The 18,237-nt window shown below is 63.0% G+C and carries 15 protein-coding genes and 1 tRNA gene; 8 read left to right on the top strand and 8 right to left on the bottom strand.

Going from position 1 to position 18,237, the window contains the following annotated elements:
• On the bottom strand, positions 1-2,289 hold the full coding sequence (locus tag D1Y84_RS09600; protein WP_124848310.1) for a DPP IV N-terminal domain-containing protein: 2,289 nt from the start codon (positions 2,287-2,289) through the stop codon (positions 1-3).
• A 172-nt stretch (positions 2,290-2,461) separates the two neighbouring features.
• The gene (locus D1Y84_RS09595; protein WP_370245745.1) at positions 2,462-3,292 is read right to left on the bottom strand and encodes a helix-turn-helix domain-containing protein; all 831 of its coding nucleotides are present in this window, start codon (positions 3,290-3,292) and stop codon (positions 2,462-2,464) included.
• Between the two features lie 379 nt (positions 3,293-3,671).
• Here D1Y84_RS09595 and D1Y84_RS09590 point away from each other — a divergent pair, with 379 nt between their 5' ends.
• Together D1Y84_RS09590 and D1Y84_RS09585 are read left to right on the top strand one after the other, a co-directional pair.
• Positions 3,672-4,646 carry a TIGR01777 family oxidoreductase gene (locus tag D1Y84_RS09590; RefSeq protein WP_199726386.1) on the top strand — a complete coding sequence of 325 codons (975 nt, stop codon included), beginning with the start codon at positions 3,672-3,674 and terminating at the stop codon, positions 4,644-4,646.
• A 160-nt stretch (positions 4,647-4,806) separates the two neighbouring features.
• Entirely contained in the window at positions 4,807-5,874 is a 1,068-nt protein-coding gene (locus D1Y84_RS09585) for a fibronectin type III domain-containing protein (protein WP_124848309.1), read from the top strand.
• A 45-nt stretch (positions 5,875-5,919) separates the two neighbouring features.
• On the opposite strand, the gene D1Y84_RS09580 is transcribed toward D1Y84_RS09585, so the two are convergent.
• On the bottom strand, positions 5,920-6,945 hold the full coding sequence (locus tag D1Y84_RS09580) for a hypothetical protein (RefSeq protein ID WP_124848308.1): 1,026 nt from the start codon (positions 6,943-6,945) through the stop codon (positions 5,920-5,922).
• Positions 6,946-7,375: 430 nt separating this feature from the next.
• Between D1Y84_RS09580 and D1Y84_RS09575 the strand changes: the two genes are divergently transcribed.
• Both D1Y84_RS09575 and rpmB read left to right on the top strand, forming a co-directional pair.
• Complete coding sequence (locus D1Y84_RS09575) at positions 7,376-8,386, top strand: transaldolase (protein ID WP_124848307.1); 1,011 nt, start codon at positions 7,376-7,378, stop codon at positions 8,384-8,386.
• Between the two features lie 233 nt (positions 8,387-8,619).
• Complete coding sequence (rpmB, locus tag D1Y84_RS09570; RefSeq protein ID WP_124848306.1) at positions 8,620-8,808, top strand: 50S ribosomal protein L28; 189 nt, start codon at positions 8,620-8,622, stop codon at positions 8,806-8,808.
• Between the two features lie 101 nt (positions 8,809-8,909).
• Here rpmB and msrB read toward each other — a convergent pair whose 3' ends face one another.
• A complete protein-coding gene (gene msrB, locus D1Y84_RS09565) occupies positions 8,910-9,320 on the bottom strand; it encodes a peptide-methionine (R)-S-oxide reductase MsrB (protein WP_124848305.1) in 411 nt (136 codons plus the stop codon).
• A 63-nt stretch (positions 9,321-9,383) separates the two neighbouring features.
• A complete protein-coding gene (locus D1Y84_RS09560) occupies positions 9,384-9,782 on the bottom strand; it encodes a RidA family protein (protein WP_124848304.1) in 399 nt (132 codons plus the stop codon).
• A 203-nt stretch (positions 9,783-9,985) separates the two neighbouring features.
• Between D1Y84_RS09560 and D1Y84_RS09555 the strand changes: the two genes are divergently transcribed.
• Entirely contained in the window at positions 9,986-10,414 is a 429-nt protein-coding gene (locus D1Y84_RS09555) for a DUF2147 domain-containing protein (RefSeq protein WP_233581566.1), read from the top strand.
• 88 nt (positions 10,415-10,502) lie between these two features.
• Here the strand turns inward: D1Y84_RS09555 and D1Y84_RS09550 are convergent, their stop codons facing one another.
• The gene (locus tag D1Y84_RS09550; protein WP_233581312.1) at positions 10,503-12,833 is read right to left on the bottom strand and encodes a bifunctional (p)ppGpp synthetase/guanosine-3',5'-bis(diphosphate) 3'-pyrophosphohydrolase; all 2,331 of its coding nucleotides are present in this window, start codon (positions 12,831-12,833) and stop codon (positions 10,503-10,505) included.
• Between the two features lie 123 nt (positions 12,834-12,956).
• On the opposite strand from D1Y84_RS09550, the gene D1Y84_RS09545 reads away from it, so the two are divergent.
• Positions 12,957-13,433: a DUF1810 domain-containing protein gene (locus tag D1Y84_RS09545; RefSeq protein WP_199726385.1), complete on the top strand. Its 477-nt coding sequence runs from the start codon at positions 12,957-12,959 to the stop codon at positions 13,431-13,433.
• Positions 13,434-13,604: 171 nt separating this feature from the next.
• On the opposite strand, the gene D1Y84_RS09540 is transcribed toward D1Y84_RS09545, so the two are convergent.
• The gene (locus D1Y84_RS09540; protein WP_124848301.1) at positions 13,605-14,702 is read right to left on the bottom strand and encodes an SDR family oxidoreductase; all 1,098 of its coding nucleotides are present in this window, start codon (positions 14,700-14,702) and stop codon (positions 13,605-13,607) included.
• Positions 14,703-14,923: 221 nt separating this feature from the next.
• On the opposite strand from D1Y84_RS09540, the gene D1Y84_RS09535 reads away from it, so the two are divergent.
• On the top strand, positions 14,924-15,721 hold the full coding sequence (locus D1Y84_RS09535; protein WP_124848300.1) for a ferredoxin--NADP reductase: 798 nt from the start codon (positions 14,924-14,926) through the stop codon (positions 15,719-15,721).
• A gap of 105 nt (positions 15,722-15,826) precedes the next feature.
• A tRNA-Val gene (locus tag D1Y84_RS09530) sits at positions 15,827-15,903 on the top strand.
• Positions 15,904-16,097: 194 nt separating this feature from the next.
• On the opposite strand, the gene D1Y84_RS09525 is transcribed toward D1Y84_RS09530, so the two are convergent.
• On the bottom strand, positions 16,098-18,071 hold the full coding sequence (locus D1Y84_RS09525) for a hypothetical protein (RefSeq protein ID WP_124848299.1): 1,974 nt from the start codon (positions 18,069-18,071) through the stop codon (positions 16,098-16,100).
• Between the last annotated feature and the right edge of the window lie 166 nt (positions 18,072-18,237).

Here is an 18,237-nt window from a genome sequence, read left to right as displayed (position 1 = left end):
TCAGCGGGGATCCTGTTCCGGCTTCAAATACTGCTCGAACTGCGCCAGAATGCGCTCATACAGGTGGGTTCGCGCATCGGGCCCGGCGATCGAGTGTGTCTTGCGCGGGTACAGTTGCAGGTCGTACGGCTTGTCGGCGTCGACCAGCTTCTGCACAAACTGGATGGTGTTGGCCATGTGCACGTTGTCGTCGCCGGTGCCGTGCACCAGCAACAGGTGCCCGTGCAGTTTCGCGGCCGTGCTGAGCACAGCCGCCGCGTCATAGACGCTTGCTTCCGCAGGCTCGCCTGCCCGCGCCACCGGCAGCCCCAGGTAGCGCTCGGTGTAGATCGAGTCGTAGTTGCGGAAGTCGGTCACGGGCGCCACGGACACCCCGGCGCGGAAGCGGTCCGAGTGCGTCATGGCGTTGAGCGTGAACGTGCCGCCCCAGCTCCAGCCCCACCAGCCCAGCCGCTTTGGGTCGAGCTGCGGATACCTGGCCAGCACCTGGTCGATGGCCGCGAGCTGGTCAGCAAGCTGCACCGCTCCAAAGTCGTGATAGGCCGCCTGCTCGAATGCGCGACCCTGCCCGTGCATGCCACGGTTGCGCACGTGGAGCACGGCAAACCCATGCTCGGCCAGCAGGTCATCGAAGTACAGCGCCGGGCCGCCCCAGCTATTCGTGATTCCCGGCGAACCCGGGCCGCCGTAGGGGTTGGTGATCAGCGGCTGGCTCGCAGAGCTGCCCTGCCCCGCGGCCGGCAGCAGCAGCGTTGCATAGATCGTCGTCTGCCCATCCGCGGCCTTGAGCGTCAGCAGTTCAGGTGTGCGCACGGCATGCGCCCCTGGGCCGGGGTCGTGCCAGAGCGGCGCGCACGCGGAGCCAGCGGAACAGAGGCTGAGCGCTGGCGGCGTTGTTAGCGAGGAGTAGTTGTCGGTGAATGCGGCATGCGCCTCCGCAAACGCCACCCGGTGAATGCCTTTGCCTTGGGTCACCTGGTGCTTGCCGGTGCCATCGAGCTGCACTGCCCAGACCTGCTGCCCGAGCGGCTCGCCCTCGTTGCTGGTGTAGTACACCGTGTCGCCCACGACCGAAGCAATATCCGCCACTTCGTAGTCGCCACTCTCGAGCCGCGCTTCCGGCTTCAGCTGTGTCGTGGCGGGGTCGGCATAGGTGTAGTGGTTGATGTGCGCGTGCCCGCTCTGCCAGGAGAGCAGCAGCACGTGTCCGGGGCGCGAGCAGTCCACGTCGTAGGTGTCGTTGAAGAACTTCGCGTCCTGCTGCGATAACACCTTGCGCGCCCGGCCCGTCCGTGCGTCGGCGAACCACAGGTCCAGGTGCTTGTGGTCGCGCGCCAGCGTCTCGACCCATACGGTCTTCGCGTCCAGCCAGCCGATCCTGGGAATGTAATCCTCATCGGGGCGCACGCCGGGCAGGTCGATCCACCGCGTGTCGCCTCCGGTAGCCGCCACGACGCCCACGCGGACCGTTGGGTTCGGATCACCGGCCTGTGGGTACTTCTGCTGGTCCACGGTGGCATGGGTCGGGTTGAAGTCGGTGAGTGGGTACACCGGCACATGGGTTTCGTCCATCTGGATGTACGCAAGGTGCGCGGAGTCAGGCGCCCAGGTGTAGTTGCTGCGTGACTTCAACTCCTCGAGGTAGACCCAGTCAACCTCGCCATTCAGAAGATTCGGGTCAGCGGTGCCGGTGAGCGCGACCGGCTTCCCGCTGCCGCGTTGCACATACAGGTTGTGATTGTGCAGGTAAGAGATGGCTGCCCCATCCGGCGAGAATTTCACATCATCGCCCGAGCCCTGCCCGGTGTCGCCTACCTGGCGCACCTCGCCTGTTTTGAGTGAGTCCAGCCACAGGGTTCCGTCTTCGTCGAACAGGATCTGCGCACCGTCCGGCGACCAGAAGTAGCCGCCCTGGTTGTACCGCGCACGGTGATCCCGATCCTTCTCGTTGATTGGCCGCTTGCTCACTCCCGCCAGCTTGTCGCCCGGCGTCAGCACGGTGCGCGCCCCAGTGCGCGCATCGATCGCGCCAAGCGCACCGTCCGGCATGCGATAGCTCAGACGGGTGCCGTCCGGGGACCACGCGGTCTCGGCCGGTGCGGCCTCCTTGGCCTTGGCGGGGTGGTAGATGTCAAACACGGTCCACGGAGTAGGGGAGGGGTGCGCTGACTCCGTTTGCGCATGCCCTGCAACAGGGACTAGACCGGTAATCAGCAAAGGCAGCAGGCAACGAAGGCGTGCGGAGCGGGTGGAACGGCTACAACGGTTGAAACGACGGACTTTCAGCATCTGGCTCCATGAACAGGCCCGGGGGAGATGGGCGCTTCTGCGCGCGACGAGCTTCGCGCACTGATGAGCCCTAGTGTAGCGGCACCCGCGCGCGCCCCACCGGGGCACAACAAAGGGCAGCAGGAAACCGTCCCTGCTGCCCTTTAGAAGATTGCTGTGGCGTATGGATTGGCTAGAGCGAAGCGCCCGTACCGGTTCCACGCGCGGCCTGCAGGATCGGCTGGGTTGCACCGGCCTGCTTTCCGCCCAGTGTGCCAGCGGTGGCAGTGCTGGTCTTGCCTACGCGCGCTACGTTGAGGGGACGCACCGTGTTTTGTGCGTGCTGCGCCTGCTGCTGGTGCATCGTCACGATGATCACCTGCGTGGGCGTTTTACCGCTGCAGCGGTACGAGTGCGGAGTGCTTGCGTCGAAGTACACGCCGTCCCCGGTTTCCACGATGTGGACCTTGTCCGCGTGCCGGATCTCAAGTTCCCCATCCAGGATGTACAGGAACTCGAAGCCGGTGTGCACATGCGGGCGCACGTCACTCGCCTTGCGTGCCGGCAGGAACTCGGCAATGTAGGGATCGAGCTGGCGGTCGGGCACCATATAGCCGAGGCTTTCGAAGTAGTAGGTGGGATCATCCACGCCACTCTGCGGCTGGCGCTGACGCTCGCTCTTGCGATGGACGCGGAACATCGGCTGCGGCTCGGCCTCGAAAAAGTAGTTGAGGTCCTTGCCGAACACCAGTGCGACGCGTGCCAGGTTGCGAAGGGTGGGTACGACCCTGCCCGTCTCCAGTTGGGAAAGGAAGCTGGCGGAAAGACCGGTCTGCCGGCCCAGTTCAACAAGGCCCATGGATTTCTTTAGCCGCAGCCGCTTGATGCGTTCGCCGATGTGCTTCTCCGCGATAAACGCCTCAGCGCTTGCCTGGTCGACCGAGCCTTTTTCCTCGCTGGCCGCAGCGGTCATCGGCGGAACTTCCTGCTCATCAACTTCGAGTTTCAACTTGCTTTCTGCCATGGGACGGTCCTCCCGGACCAGATAGTAAATATTCTTTTCGGAGATACCTTATCTGATGCATCTTTGAGAGCAGTTGTTGAATATTTTGTGCTCTTCGTACAGGTGCGGAGGTCGCTCCTCGCGTACCGATATTTGTGACTACAACGGCAAATTGTGACAACGTCTGTCGTATACCGTACTCATCCGCCATCAAACCATGCGAGCAGAAATAACCATGCCCCACGCGCCTGCCTGCGTACTCGTTTGTTGCAATATCTCTACAAATTCTCGACAGGCGGGCATCCAATCCACTTACTCAAGCAATCGCGGTACTGCCACAATCACCCACGCTCCAGGGCTATTCCATGCCTGCCGACCTGACTGAAACGAGGACCCTTCTGTGACGCAGCCACCTATATCGGATCCTTCCAACCCCGCTCCCTTTCGCCTCCTGGTGACCGGCGCTAACGGCATGATCGGGCACGCCCTGGTCGCCGCAGCCCGCGCCCGTGGAATGGAGGTGCTGGCTGTGCAGCGGCCCATGCCCGTCAAACTCGGCAATGGTGCCGCCCCGGCCCCGGCAGCCCCTGGCACCATACTCTGGGAGCCCACCGCCGCCCAGCCCATTGCCTCGCTCGAGGCGCTCGAAGACTGTGATGCCGTGGTGCACCTTGCCGGCGCGAACCTGGCCGCCAAGCGCTGGAGCCCGGAGTACAAGCGCGTCATCGTCGAAAGCCGCACCCAGCCCACCGGAGCGCTTGCACTGCTGCTGGCTCGCCTGCAAAGGCCGCCCAGGATCCTGCTTTCGGCTTCGGCAACCGGGTTCTACGGCTCCCGTGGTGACGAAACACTGACCGAAGACTCTGGTCCCGGATCGGACTTCCTGAGCGAGACCTGCCAGGCCTGGGAAGCGGCAACAGCACCGGCGAGCGTAGCCGGCATGCGGGTCATCCACATGCGGTTCGGCGTGGTGCTTACGCCATTTGGCGGAGCTCTGAAACAAATGCTGCCGCTGTTCCGGTCGGGCGTGGGTGGCAGGCTGGGCGACGGCAAGCAGTGGATGAGCTGGATCGCGCTGGAAGATCTGCTGCAGTCCATCTTTCACATGCTTTCGAGCGAGCGGCTCGACGGCGCCATCAACGTGGTGTCCCCCGAGCCGGTACGCAACGCCGAGTTCACCAAGGCGCTCGGCGCCGCATTGCACCGGCCGGCCGTGGCCCCTGCCCCGGCCTTCGCCCTGCGCGCTGCCTTTGGCGAGATGGCCGACGCGACCCTGCTCGGAAGCTGCCGCGCAGTGCCCGCCAAGCTGCAGGCAGACGGCTTCCAGTTTGCCAGCCCCGACATAGCAGCCGCACTGGCGAAGATGCTGGCCTGAACAGTCCCAGGCCATAGCGGCGGGGCACGGCAGGGCCGTCGTCGCCCTCTGCTAGGCTGGGCTTGCGATGATGGAAGTACGCCGCTTCGCGGCCCGGGTCTCCCCTCTAATCTTGTCCAGCTCTCTGCTCCTGGGTGGTTGCGGCAACCCTGGCGCGCCCATGCCACCCTCCCTGATGCTGCCCCTGGCCGTCACCGACCTTGCCGCGATGCGCATCGGGGACAAGGTCGCACTGCACTGGACCATGCCACGCCGCACCACCGACCGGGTGGTGCTCCAAGCGGATCAGCAGGTGGAGATCTGCCGCGCGGCCGGTGCGGAACCCTGCGCGGTGTTTCGCGTCCTGCTGCTGGCGCCGGGCTCCCAGGCGCAGACCACGGACCAGCTGCCCGCCGCTTTGCAGGTCGGCACGAACCGGCTGATGCACTACGAAGTTCGGCTCAAAAACCATGCTCAGCATGATGCAGGACCCTCCAACCTGGCGTTTGTGCCTGCCGGCTGGGCTCCACCGGCGATCCAGTCGGTACAGCTTGCCAACAAGGCACAGGGCATCGCCGTAAGCTGGGAGGCTCCTGCGGAGGACTCGCAGGCAATGACCGCGCCGGGCGCGGTGCTGCGCGTAAGGTTGTTGCGCCACCGCCTCGCCGCAGAGAGCGCGACGGCCCCCACCAAGGAGTCGACCGAGGCGGGTGTGCCGCAACCCACAGAGCAGACGCTGGAAGCGCCCGAGCACCCGGCGGCGATGGCCGGCGGCAAATGGACGCCCGACTCCATCGTCGATGCGGATGCACAGCAGAATCGCTCTTACTCCTACACGGTGCAGCTTGTGGAGCAACTGACCCTGGAAGGGCACCTCCTGGAAATGAACGGCCAGCCCGCGGAAACCGCTGCGCTCGAGGCCCGGGATACCTTTGCCCCGGCAGTGCCCGAAGACCTTGCGGCGGTGGCGAATGCCACGGGCAAAGCCATTGACCTCTCATGGACCGCGGGCCCCGAGCCCGACCTGCGTGGGTACCGCGTCTACCGCAGGGAGACCGATCTCGCGGCACAGTCCGCAGCCACCTCCACGCCGGTCCTGGTCAGCGGCCCGGCGCTCGTGACCGTGCCCTCCTGGAGCGATACGGCGGCGCACCCGGGTGTGCGGTACAGCTACTCAGTTGCCGCCGTGGACCAGAGCGGCAATGAAAGCGCGCGCTCTGCCGAGGTGGTCGAGGCGCTGCCGCAGTAGAGCCGAAAAGCCGGCTTAATCAGGCGGCTCGCGGGCGGCAGGCTCTTAGTGGAACGGGATCTCGGGCGGCGGCGGCAGGGTGCGATCCCGGAGCCACTCCATGGTGATCGTCTCCCCGGGCTTGCTTGGCGGCAGGGCGCTCACATTAGGCATAAAAATCTGCAGCCCTGCCTGCGGAGTCATGCGCGTAATGCCGTTCACCAATTGCGCCTGGTAGTTGATCAGGTCCAGGTCGAACCACGATGCATTGGAAGCGTCGATCATGATGAGATCGACGTGGTGCATGGTGAGCTTCCCGAAGTCCAGGGTTCCGTTGGTGAGCTGCAGGAAGTTATGCCATTTCTGGGCCAGGGCCGGGTCGGCATGCGTATCGCCATAGACGGCCTCGAGGTACGCCCCGTGCTTGTCGGTCGCCAGACGCAGGCTTGTAATTGGCCCGGTGATATGCGGCGAAGGAAAGATCACATCCGTGTTGAACAGGATGTCGTTGCCGGCGACGCGGATGCCGGGCTGGTTCGACTGCAGCAGGTCGGCAAGGGTGAGGTGAAAGCCGCTAAGCAGCCCCGTAATGGGCAGCTTCAGCATGGACACCTTGAGGACATGCAGGCGAATCACCGTAGCCTGCTCCGCAGAGATCGTGCCTACAATTTCCACGGGGATCGGCAGCAGCTTGTGCGCCGTGCCGAGCAGGTGGATCTGCCCACCGCGCGCGGACAAGGAAATCCTGGTAAGCCGCGCGTGGGGAACAGCCGAAGCATTCAGGTAGTGCGCCAGGTCTTCCAGTCGCACCTCCATGATGCCCTTCTCTACATGCAGCCCGAAGGAACTGGCGTTGTCGAAGCTTGGCGTGCGCCCGGGGTCGGTGCGCACCATCGTGCCTCGCATCCACGGGATATACACCCGAAAATTGGGTCCTTTGCGCAACAGGAGGTTGTGTGCGTAGACGTCGGTGGGAGCCTCTGCCGTGGTGGTGTCGGTAGCGCTGGGCTGGTGCGGCACGGCGAGCGTGGGTACGCGCTCACGGGGAACATCCGCACTCCGTTCATGCCCGTGATGCAAGGCCCAGTACAACAGGACCCCAACGCAAAGGACGAAGCAAATGATGGGCCACCGACGCATACTGTGACACTCTACAGAGCCATGCCGGCAACCCGGTGCGAATTCGACCGCTGCCGGCGCCGACGTGACTCGCCACGGGGCACATTTTCCTGTCATGAAAAAGGCAGCAGACCCAAACGGCAGCCGTTTTCGTGATGTCCGGATCTGCGCGGGGAGAGGATCTGCCGCACATAAGCGCGCGCAATGTGCGTGTGATAATAAAGGCCACTGCTCCGCTGCCGGCCTGCTCCGGGTCCGTCCCTGGTTTCCTGAGCCGCGCAGAGAGCTGGAAAGAGCGCGATGCGCGCCAGTTTCGCGATGTCGAGGCGGCCGCCGCATCCAATGTTGAGAAGCTCTTGCGGCCACGCATCCGTGGTTTCAAGCGCAACAAGGGAGAGAGTGCATGGCCCAGACACTGCTGGAACAGCTCCGCAAGATCACAACGGTTGTCGCCGATACGGGCGACATCCAGGCTATCGAACAGGTCAAACCGCAGGACGCTACGACCAATCCGTCCCTGATCACCGCAGCCGCCGGCATGCCCGCCTATTCACAGATCGTGGATGACGTGCTGTTGGAAGCCAAGAAGAACCTGGGTGACGGCGCCGACGACAAGGCAGTCGCCAAGGAAGCGTTCAAGCACCTGGCAGTCGCCTTCGGCAAGAAGATCCTGGCGATTGTGCCGGGTCGCGTTTCCACCGAGGTAGATGCCCGTCTCAGCTACGACACAGAGAAGACCCTGGCTGAGGCACACGAGATCATCAAGATGTACGCCGATGCCGGCATCGACAAGAAGCGGATCCTGATCAAGATTGCTTCCACCTGGCCTGGTATCAAGGCCGCGGAAAAGCTGGAGCAGGAAGGCATCCACTGCAACCTGACCCTGCTGTTCGGCCTGCACCAGGCCGTTGCCTGCGCCGAAGCCAAGGTCACGCTGATCTCGCCATTCGTCGGCCGCATCCTCGACTGGTACAAGAAGGACACCGGCAAGGAATACGAAGGCGCGGACGACCCGGGCGTGCAGTCCGTCACCACGATCTACAACTACTACAAGAAGTTCGGCTACAAGACCCAGGTCATGGGCGCGAGCTTCCGCAACATCGGCGAGATCCAGGAGCTGGCGGGTTGCGACCTGCTGACTATCGCGCCAAAGCTGCTGCATGAGCTCGATGAAAAGCAGGCCGAACTGCCCCGCAAGCTTGACCCGAAGAACGCCGAAGGCCATCAGATTGAAAAGCTGACCATCGACGAGAAGACCTTTGAGGAAATGCATGCCAAGGATCGCATGGCCCACGACAAGCTGAAGGAAGGCATCGAGGGCTTTTCGGAAGCGCTGGAAAAGCTGGAACAGCTGCTTGCCAAGAGGCTCGCGGAGCTTGGCGCCAACAAGGAACAGACGGTCGGCGCGAAGTAAGCTGCCGGTTTGTCCTAAAAGAGGCAGCTCGCCGGCTGCCTCTTTTTGCGGGCCACTGCTTCCCCCGCTGCCTTGTGCCAGCGTCACAACTCGGATACACTGAGGGTTCGGTGCAGGTGCGCTTCCCTACTCCATGTAGCGCGAGGGCACGACCCGCAGACCATTCTCAAGTGGTAGATGCGTTGGGGCATCCGAAACATTTCTTACGAGTTCGCTCGCATCGGAGTTTGATAATGGCTGCAGTCTGCGCAATCTGCCAAAAGGGTCCTCAGTTCGGAAACAACATCTCGCACGCCCACAACGTGACGCGTCGTCGCTGGAACGTCAACCTGCGCCCGGTCCGGGCCAAGGTTGAGGGTGGTTCGCGCAAGATGCGCGTCTGCACCTCCTGCATCAAGAGCGGCAAGGTCGTCAAAGCCTAGTCTTCTACCTACACATCGCGGAACGCTGCGGCGGAACGCACAGTACAGAAAAGCCCCGGGCACTCGCCTCGGGGCTTTTCTATGCTCACCGCTGTCTACGTTTACTTCTTTTCGAACGCCAGGGACGCGGAGTTAATGCAGTAGCGCAACCCGCTGGGCTTGGGGCCGTCCGGGAACACGTGTCCCAGGTGCGCGTCGCAACGGGCGCAGGTCACCTCGACCCTCCGCATGCCGTAGCTAGAGTCCTCGTGGTTCACCACCGCATTGTCGCTGACCGGCGTCCAGAAGGACGGCCAGCCGCTGCCGGACTCGTACTTTTCGTCGGAGCGGAACAACGGCGCACTGCAGCCGATGCAGTGGTACACCCCGTCGGCATCATTCTTGTAAAGCGCCCCGCTGAACGCAGGCTCCGTTCCCTTCTTGCGGGTCACATGGTATTGCTCGGGCGTGAGCCGCTCCTGCCACTCCTGCTCACTCAGCACTACCTTCTCGTTTGTGTCGGTCGTCGCCATAGAAACCTCGTATTTGTTAGATGGAGCAAGGAGCCCGCAGGACGCCTTGATTCGAAGCGCCGCCTACTGGCGGGCGATCACTTCAATTTCGACGCGCGCATCCCGGGGCAGCCGAGCGACTTCGACGGTGGACCGCGCCGGGGGAACCACGCCCTCCGGGCTCAAGTGCCGCGCGTAGATCGCGTTCATCGCGGCGAAGTCGTTCATGTCCTTGAGGAAAACAGTGGTCTTGATAACGTCGGCCATGCGGCAACCGGCTGCCGCTAGCACTGCCTTGAGGTTGCGCATGACCTGCTCAGTCTGAGCCTCGATGCCGTCGGCGCTGATCTGTCCCGTGTACGGGTCGAAGCCGACCTGACCGGAGGTGTAGACAAATCCATCGACCACGACTGCCTGCGAATAGGGACCGATGGCGGAGGGTGCTTCCTCGGTGATAACAGCCTGCTTACGGGGTTCGCTCATGCTTCTATTCTGCCTTGGATCTGCTGCTTCTTCATCCCTGTTCGCGCGTCGCAGCCCAGACGCGACCATGCCCTTGTCCTACCCTCTTTTTCGGAGACCACAGCAATGTCGCGCACGACTCGCGACCCCGCCGCATCGGAACTACGATAGGAACTCCATTCTCTCCGTGAGAGCGCGCTCTCGAAAGGTCTCACCCCGTGCTTATGCTCGCGCTCGCTTTGTTGCTCGCCACACCTTCCCCTGCTGATACCCAGGCCTCCCAACTCACCGGCGACTGGAAAACCCCGAACAACTCGGTGCTGCGGATTCAGCCATGCGAAGGGTCGCATCTGTGCGTGCGGATCGTGACGATCGGCCCGAAAGACCAGCCTTCGCACGATGTAAACAACCCGGACGCATCCCTGCGCGCGCGCGACCTTTGCGGCCTGATGATCGGCACGGCCTTCACGCCGGACGGAGCAGCCGCTGCAAAGGACGGCAAGGTCTACGACCCGGAGTCTGGCAAGACGTACTCCGCCAAGATGCAGGCAGAGGGAGACTCCCTGAACCTGCGCGGCTTTATCGGGTTCTCGCTGCTGGGTCGCACAGAAACCTGGCACCGCACCAGCACAGCCGTCGCGGCATGCAAGTAAGGTGAGCTCGGGCCGCAGGGTCAAACCCTCGCGGCCCTCTCGCTGTCCTGCGCTGAGATGAAACAAGTCTCGCGCTGAGATTTCGGCTTTAAAGCTTTGAAGAGCGCTGCACGTCGCGCACGCCGGGGATGCTGCGCAATCCCTGCTGGAGCCGCTCCAGGTGGCGCAGGTCATGTGCGTCGAGCGTAAGGTCGATCACCGCGCCGGCTGCTCCACCCGCGCGCGTGTCGCCGCGCGTATCCATGGACCGGATATTGGTATTGCCCTCGCTCACGATCGCCGTAATCTCGCGGAGCAGGCCCGGGCGATCATCACAGAGCAGCGTCAGGCGGACCGGGTACGTCGCACGCCGGTTCGGCACTTCGCCGCCACTCTCGCGCGCCCACTCCACCGCAATCCTCCGGTCCGACTCGTACAGCAGGTTCTGCACGTTGGGGCAGGTGCGCCCGTGCACCGCGACGCCTTTGCCCCTGGTTACATAGCCAATGATCTCTTCACCGCGAATCGGGTTGCAACATCGCGCGCGGTACACCAGCAGTTCGTTCGAGCCTTCCACTTCCAGAGTGTCCGACGCGGCATTGGCATGCAGTTGCAGTCGCTTGGCATCCTCGGCGCTGGTGGGCAATGCCTGGTCTTCGCCCGAGCCCGGCTGCTGCAAAATGCCGGGGGCCAGCCGGTTCAGCACCTGCCGTGCCGAATACTTGCCGAAGCCGATTGCGGCCATCATGTCGTTCGGGGTCGCTACCGAGTAGTCCGCGGCGAGCCTGGCATAGTCCGATTCTTCAAACTTCGAGAGCGCGATCTTGTACTTGCGGGCCTCGCGCTCCAGCAGCTTACGACCAATCTCGATGGCACGCTCGCGCTGGTGCTCGTTGATCCAGTGCTTGATCTTGTTGCGGGCCCGCGAGCTTTTAACAAACGTCAGCCAGTCGCGCGACGGCGTGTGGCCGTTCTGCGTGACCACTTCCACGATGTCGCCGTTGTTGAGCTTGGCGCGCAGCGGCACGATACGTCCGTTGACCTTGGCCGAGACGCAGGTGTGGCCGACCTCGGTGTGCACCGCGTAGGCAAAGTCGAGCGGGCTGGCGTCCTTGGGCAACACTACGACCTTGCCCTTGGGGGTGAAGGTGTACACCTCTTCCGGGTACAGGTCGATTTTGAGCGTCGAGATGAACTCGTTCGGGTCCGTCATCTCGCGCTGCCACTCTACGAGCTGGCGCACCCAGGCCAGGCGCTGCTCGTCGCGTGCCGACACCGGCGAGCCGCCGGCCTTGTACTTCCAGTGCGCCGCGATGCCTTCTTCGGCGATGCGGTGCATCTCCTCGGTGCGGATCTGCACTTCGAACTGGTGGCCCGCCTCGCCCATCACCGTGGTGTGCAGCGACTGGTAAAGATTCGGCCGCGGCATCGCGATGAAGTCCTTGATACGGTTCGGCACTGGGCGGAACAACGAGTGGATCAGCCCCAGCACGGCGTAGCAATCGCCCACCGAGCCAACAATCACGCGCAGTGCAAGCAGGTCATGCACCTGGTCGACGCCCGTGCCTGTCTCCTGCAGCTTCTGGTGGATCGAGTACAGCCGCTTGATGCGCCACTCGACCCGGCCCTTCAAACCGTTTTCGGCGATCTTCTCCGACAGCAGCGCTTCCACGCCGGCCAAGAACTGCTCGCCCTCGGTACGGCGGGCGTCAATCGCGGTCTGCAGCTCTTCAAAGCCGTGGGTGTCCACATAGCGGAACGCAAGGTCTTCAAGCTCGCCGCGCACCTTGCCCATGCCGAGGCGATGCGCCAACGGCGCATAGATGTCGAGCGTCTCGCGCGCGATCGAAGCCTGACGATCGGGACGCAGATGCTCCAGCGTGCGCATGTTGTGCAAACGGTCGGCCAGCTTGATCAGCACCACGCGCACATCGGTGACCATCGCGAGCAGCATCTTGCGGACGCTCTCCGCCTGCCGGTCTTCGCGATTGGCAAACTGGATCTTGTCGAGCTTGGTGACGCCTTCCACAATGTGCGAGACCTGCTCGCCGAACAACGCCGTGATCTCGGGCGTGGTGACCGGCGTATCCTCCACCGCGTCGTGCAGCAGCCCGGCGGCAATGGCGGTCGAGTCAAGCTTCATCTCGGCCAGCACCAGCGCTGTCTCGAGCGGGTGCAGCACATACGGCTCGCCCGAGGCACGCAGCTGCCCGCGATGATGGCGCAGGCAGAACTCCCAGGCTTTTCGAATGATCTCGGTATCGTCCGATGGACGGTTGCGATGCACTGTTTCGATCAGCAGTTCGTAGCGCGGACCCGTGATGGAGGCGGTGTCGCGGTCGTACTGTGCCAGCGCTTCCGCGGAGTACGCAGCGGGCGCAGTCTTTTTCCCCGGCGCGGCTGGCGTGCGCGGAGTGGAATCAGGTTGCGCTGAAAACATTTGCGCAGGCGCCATACCTGATTATAGGCGCGTTCCTTACTGATTACGGCCACATCGAGAACCACCGGCATCCGCATCGCCACGCATCCTAACCCAGATGCAGGTCACCGACGGAGTCGAAGCATGATCAAGCAAGCAGCGATCGAAGACGTATTCCTCCTGGAGCGCTTTGTGAGTGCGCAGGCGGGCATCTACGAGCAAGCGCTGGCCGAGCTGCAGGCCGGCCAGAAACGCAGCCACTGGATGTGGTTTATCTTCCCGCAGGTTGCGGGCCTGGGGTCGAGCTCGATGGCGGCTCGGTATGCCATTCACTCGCGCGCGGAGGCTCGGGCCTATCTTGAGCATCCGCTGCTGGGGCCACGCCTGCACGCATGCACCGAAGCGGTGAACGCCGTTACTGGCAGAAGCGCGAACCAGATTTTCGGCACGCCGGACGACATCAAGTTCCGCTCGTCGATGACGCTGTTTGCGGCCTGTAACGGTGAGGGTCCGGGCAGCCCGCCGGAAGCCGCAGAAGAACCATCCAGCCCCTTTGACGAGGCCTTGCGGAAGTACTTCCAGGGGGAGGCTGACCCCGCTACCCTGTCCCGCCTGCGCTAAGTCGCCAGCGCAACAGCGGCCAGGGTCTCAGCCTTTTCCAGCAATGCAGGGTTGCTCCCGACACCTTGCGAGGTACGCAGAGACACGCGTTCATCTCCGCAGTCTAGGCCGGGCCGGAACCCGCACCAACCAGTGGAGTTCCGCCCGCTGCGAACAACTGTTGCCACCACGTCAGGCGGGAATCAGCTTTCTCGCCCGCAGTTCATCAAACAGCTCGGTAAACGAGGCCAGCGTCGGCTGGTACTCAGTGAAGCCACGAACCCTGCTGTTGTGCATGTCATTCAGGCACTCGAGCTCGCGTCCCAGGTCGCCATCTGTATGCCATGCGGAGGCAAGCGCATCCATATTCGGCTCGGCAAGCCCGTACTTCGCGGCGATTGCTGACCAGCGCTCTCCCGCGACCGCCAGCTTGGGCGTGAGCAGATCGCGGCCATCGTTGGTTCCGTCAGCAACCGGCGGCCCCTGCGGTTCCACCCCGAAGTACGCGGCAAGCTGCGACCACAGCCAGCGCCAGCGGAACACATCCCCATTCACGATATTGAAAGCGGTATTCGCAGCCGCCGGGGTGGTTGCCGCCCACGCAAGGTGGCGAGCCAGCAGGCGCGCGTCCGTCACGTCGGTGATGGCATTCCACTGGAAGTGCGAGCCCGGGAACACAAACGGTTCACCATACTCGCGGCAAAGTGTTGCATACACCGCGAGAGTTACGCCCATGTTCATGGCGTTGCCGACCGCAAAACCGACGATTGAATGCGGCCTGTGCACGCTCCAGGTGAACCCACTCCGCGCAGCAGCGGCGAACAGGATGTCCTCCTGCGTGTAGTAGAAGTTCAGCCCCGGCAGACGCGGGTTATCTTCGCGAAAGGGCGTCTCCGCGGCTGTCTGCCCATAGGCTTCAAACGGCCCCAAATACTGCTTGGTGCCGGTCACGAGTGCTGCGTGCTGTATCGGTGCTCCCGTCTCCGCCAGTGCATCGAACAGCGTCTGCATCATGCCGCCATTGACCCGGACATTCTCCGCCTCGGTGTCGTTTCGGAGCCAGGTGCCATAGAACACATGCGTGGGCGCCAGATTCCGCAACGCTGTCACGACAGAGGCGCGGTTCGTGAGATCGGCGGCCACCGGCGTGATCCCCGGCAGCTTTCCAGGCCGCCTCGCCAGCCCGAGTACTTCCCAGCCCGTTGCGCTGAGATGCGCGGCCAGGTTGCCTCCTGTAATGCCCGTGCTGCCGACTACCAATGCCGTCTTACCCTGCGTCTGCTCTGTCAAAACTGCTCCTCCCGCGCGTGGCCATGCCCCGTCGCGAACCTTCTGTGGATTGGATGAGTCCGGGCGCCCGGCGACTCGCAGTCCGGGCGAATCGCCGGGCCTCTCGCGGCAAGGTTCCGCGAGCTGGCCGCTGCCAGCCCTGCGGGATAAACTGGGCAAGGCCTCTTCACTCGCCCGCGTCGCCACTGCTTGGCTGAACTCAACGCATCGGAAGGAACTGCTTGCGACCGCTCTACACTGCACGCCTCGACCGCAAGCTTCTGCTCTCCGCGTCCGCCCAGTGCTACCACCTGGAGTTCTGCATCGATGCGCTTGCCAGGTTCGACTTTGAAGCAGGCCAGTTTCTTTCGTTCGTGGCGCCGGACGCGCAGGGCAAGGAACAGACGCGCGCCTATTCCATCGCGTCCGCGCCCGATGCGAACCGCTTCGCTTTGTGCGTCAACCGGGTCGAAAATGGCTTTTTCTCGAACCTGCTATGCGATCTGGCGGAAGGCGACACGCTGGCATGCCATGGACCGCATGGAACCTTTGTGCTGCGGGAGCCGCTCACCCATAGCCTGTGCATCGCGACCGGCACCGGGATCGCGCCCATGCGCGGCTTTGCGCAGGCCCTGTTTCCGGCGACCAGCGAGGATCGCTCGGGCGGCAAGGACTTCTTCCTCGTATACGGCACGCGCTACGCCGGCGATGTGTACTACCAGGACTACTTCGAGGATCTTGCGGCGCGTTACCCGAACTTCCACTACGTCGCCACGCTGAGCCGCGCGGAGGCGAGTTGGACCGGCGCGCAGGGCTATGTCCAGGAGCATGCCGCCCGGCTGCTGGCAACGTTCGCGGCCGGGCACGCGGCGCCGCCGACATCTCCTGATGCGCCGGCTGCTCCGCCAGACCCAGCCGCTGCTGCGTTTGAAATGCATGCCTACGTATGTGGCCTGAACCAGATGGTGTCCGCAAGCCGTGAACGGCTCAAGGCTCTGGGCTGGCATCGCAAGCAGATCATCTTCGAGCGCTACGACTAGAACCGGGGCTCTTTTCGCGCGTGAGGCCGAGCCCGCGAACAAGCCACCCCGCGACCGGCATGGTGCTGTATACTCATGCAAGCGGCAGCCCTGCCGCGCATACGCAGGCGCGTAGCTCAGTTGGTTAGAGCGCTACCTTGACACGGTAGAGGTCGCTGGTTCGAATCCAGTCGTGCCTACCATATACATCAAATCTCAGAATATCGCCCGGTTCATGCAGCGGCGGCTGGTCGCGTGCGCCGTGGCTGATCATTGGCCGGCACCTTTCTGCTCGGTCCAGGTGTCACACGCACAGCTCTCGCGTTTCGGGCATACCAGACGCACGATTTGCGTGCGCCGCATCTTGGCGAACTCTGCGCAGAACCAACTGCTGCAATCAGGGCGCCGGGACCCAGGAAGCCTGCTGTCCGGGCGCGAGTTCCATATGGAAGCGGACGCCCACCCGTGGCACGGGAGCGGTGATCTTCCAGGCGCCATGCGCGCTGCCAAGTGCCGACAGGTCCACATCGACCCGGCGGGTCTTGGCGGCAAGGTTCTTCAGGGTGAAGCCCTCTGCGTTGTAGCTGTAGCGAACAGCGTAGGCCGGGTTAGCGAATTCTACTTCGCCGTACTCTACGAGGTGGGGACTCACGGACAGGTCCGCATCTGCCGGTATCTCCAGGCCCAGGTACTTGTTGATCAAGACTGCGGCGTACACGTTGGGGTACTCGTAGTATTTCTCCGCACCATGAGCGTCTTTCCCGTCGATGTAATACACGTGATCCATGTCATAGCGCTCGCCCATGAAGTAGCCATTCCGGCTACCCTCCGCGGCAACAGTTTCGAGTTGGCGAGCCAGCAAGGCATTCTGGTCCTGTACGGCGCGAAAGGCCGCGTCCCAGTACCAGTAACGACCGGCCGCACTTAGATCATAGGGTCCAGCGGTGCCCATCTCGGAGCTATCGTAGGCTGCAATGTCCGCGGCAACAAACGACGGAAATTGTTCAAACTGCGCTGCATTCGCCTCCATCAACTGCTGCACTGCGGCAGTCTGTGCCTCAGTGGCATACCCGAAGGTGAGTGGCAGTGTGTTCGCAAGCAGCGGGGTGTGGTCGTGGGCCTGACCGTTACGATCCACCCAGTCTACAAATCTGTGCGTGCGTGGGTTCCAGTAGCCATCGGGAAGAGGAGCGATCAGCGCGGCGGCCATCTTCCTGGAAGTCGCTGCATAGAGAGTGGCTTGATCCTTGCGCCCGAGCAGGCTTTCCATGTCCGCGAGCAGCTGAAAGGCATGTGCCGCAAACGCCTGCGCTTCTGTTTCCCGGCCGTCTTTTATGACCTGGTCTTCGTAGTAAACATCCGACCAGGCACGTCCGTATGAATCCGTATTCTGCAGCACCCAGCCGGCTGCGTTTTCAAGATGCGCGATGTTGCTGCGCAGCCATGCTGCATCCTTACGCGCCGCATAGTAATGCCAGCTCTCTTCGAGAACCTCGATGTTTGCCGTCAAAGGAAACATGGCCGCGTTCTGATGCGCGTCCTTGCTATCTCTCCGAATGTGGTACTCCCGGGTTCCATTCGGCTGCACCGACGTTGGGCTGCGATAGAGCTTCTCGGGGTCGTCGTCCATCAGCTTGAACTGCAGTGCCAGCATGCGCTGCACAATATCGAGATCAGCTTCGGTCGCCATCGCGACGCGGCCGCGGATTTGAAACTCATGATCCACAGCTGGGTAGGAGCCTGCGTACGATTGCACGTTCAGCGTGCTCAGCACATAGCCACTGCTGTACGGAAAGTGGGCGGCCATGGTCTTCTCAACCACTGAGGGAAGCATGGTGCCCCAGTAAAAAGCAGCGAGTGCGTTTTCAAGCGCGGGGCCCTGCTGGATGTTGAGAGCAAAGCGATTGCCAAACGGGTCGCTGTGCGGCCGCGCTTCGTCGGTCGAGAGCGCGAGGCTTTGCGCATCGAGCGAGACAACCAGCCCGGCACCTTGTGCACTCGCGGTCAGCTCGGCACCTTTCACGTCAAGATGCCAGGACTTGTTCTGCGACATGGGGTCTGCGGGCAGCACCCAGAAGTCATGGTTGGCATGTACCGGGCCTTTTGCCAGACCGGTGGGAACGATCCACCACTGCGCGGCTTCGCGCTCTACGCCGATGCCCTGGCAGTCTGCAAAGTGAAGCTGCATGGGTACGCCGCGGTCGATGCGCTCAAGCACGAGGCCGTGATCCGCCGAGCGAACAGTGGCATTTTCGACCGATTGCAAAATGCCTGAAGGCAAGCGTGTCTGGGGCATCGGCAGGTCCGAGCCCTGTACTGGAATCGACCAGGTCGCCATTACCAGCAGCAGCGCCGCGAACTGTGTATGCATACGCGTCATCAATCTCAACCTTGCTTCGACACCAGGATCATTTCGGCACAACACGGGTGAAAGGATCGCTCCCTTCGTGACCCATGCAACTATGGCACACGCCTGTGCCAAGGTCGAGGGTGCACCCACTGATGCATACCGCGACGGCGCGGCGTTCCCCGGAGGC

It is taken from the genome of Acidipila sp. EB88, assembly GCF_003858395.1.
GTDB lineage: Bacteria > Acidobacteriota > Terriglobia > Terriglobales > Acidobacteriaceae > EB88.
This window is presented reverse-complemented; position numbering and strand designations above follow the sequence as displayed.

Excerpts from the sequence above, each read along its gene's own strand:
- rpmB (WP_124848306.1), top strand. The coding sequence starts at position 8,620 with ATGGCTGCAGTCTGCGCAATCTGCCAAAAGGGTCCTCAGTTCGGAAAC.
- D1Y84_RS09585 (WP_124848309.1), top strand. The coding sequence starts at position 4,807 with ATGCCACCCTCCCTGATGCTGCCCCTGGCCGTCACCGACCTTGCCGCG.
- D1Y84_RS09600 (WP_124848310.1), bottom strand. The coding sequence starts at position 2,289 with ATGCTGAAAGTCCGTCGTTTCAACCGTTGTAGCCGTTCCACCCGCTCC.
- msrB (WP_124848305.1), bottom strand. The coding sequence starts at position 9,320 with ATGGCGACGACCGACACAAACGAGAAGGTAGTGCTGAGTGAGCAGGAG.
- D1Y84_RS09545 (WP_199726385.1), top strand. The coding sequence starts at position 12,957 with ATGATCAAGCAAGCAGCGATCGAAGACGTATTCCTCCTGGAGCGCTTT.
- D1Y84_RS09555 (WP_233581566.1), top strand. The coding sequence starts at position 9,986 with ATGCTCGCGCTCGCTTTGTTGCTCGCCACACCTTCCCCTGCTGATACC.
- D1Y84_RS09575 (WP_124848307.1), top strand. The coding sequence starts at position 7,376 with ATGGCCCAGACACTGCTGGAACAGCTCCGCAAGATCACAACGGTTGTC.
- D1Y84_RS09525 (WP_124848299.1), bottom strand. The coding sequence starts at position 18,071 with ATGCATACACAGTTCGCGGCGCTGCTGCTGGTAATGGCGACCTGGTCG.
- D1Y84_RS09560 (WP_124848304.1), bottom strand. The coding sequence starts at position 9,782 with ATGAGCGAACCCCGTAAGCAGGCTGTTATCACCGAGGAAGCACCCTCC.
- D1Y84_RS09595 (WP_370245745.1), bottom strand. The coding sequence starts at position 3,292 with ATGGCAGAAAGCAAGTTGAAACTCGAAGTTGATGAGCAGGAAGTTCCG.
- D1Y84_RS09550 (WP_233581312.1), bottom strand. The coding sequence starts at position 12,833 with ATGTTTTCAGCGCAACCTGATTCCACTCCGCGCACGCCAGCCGCGCCG.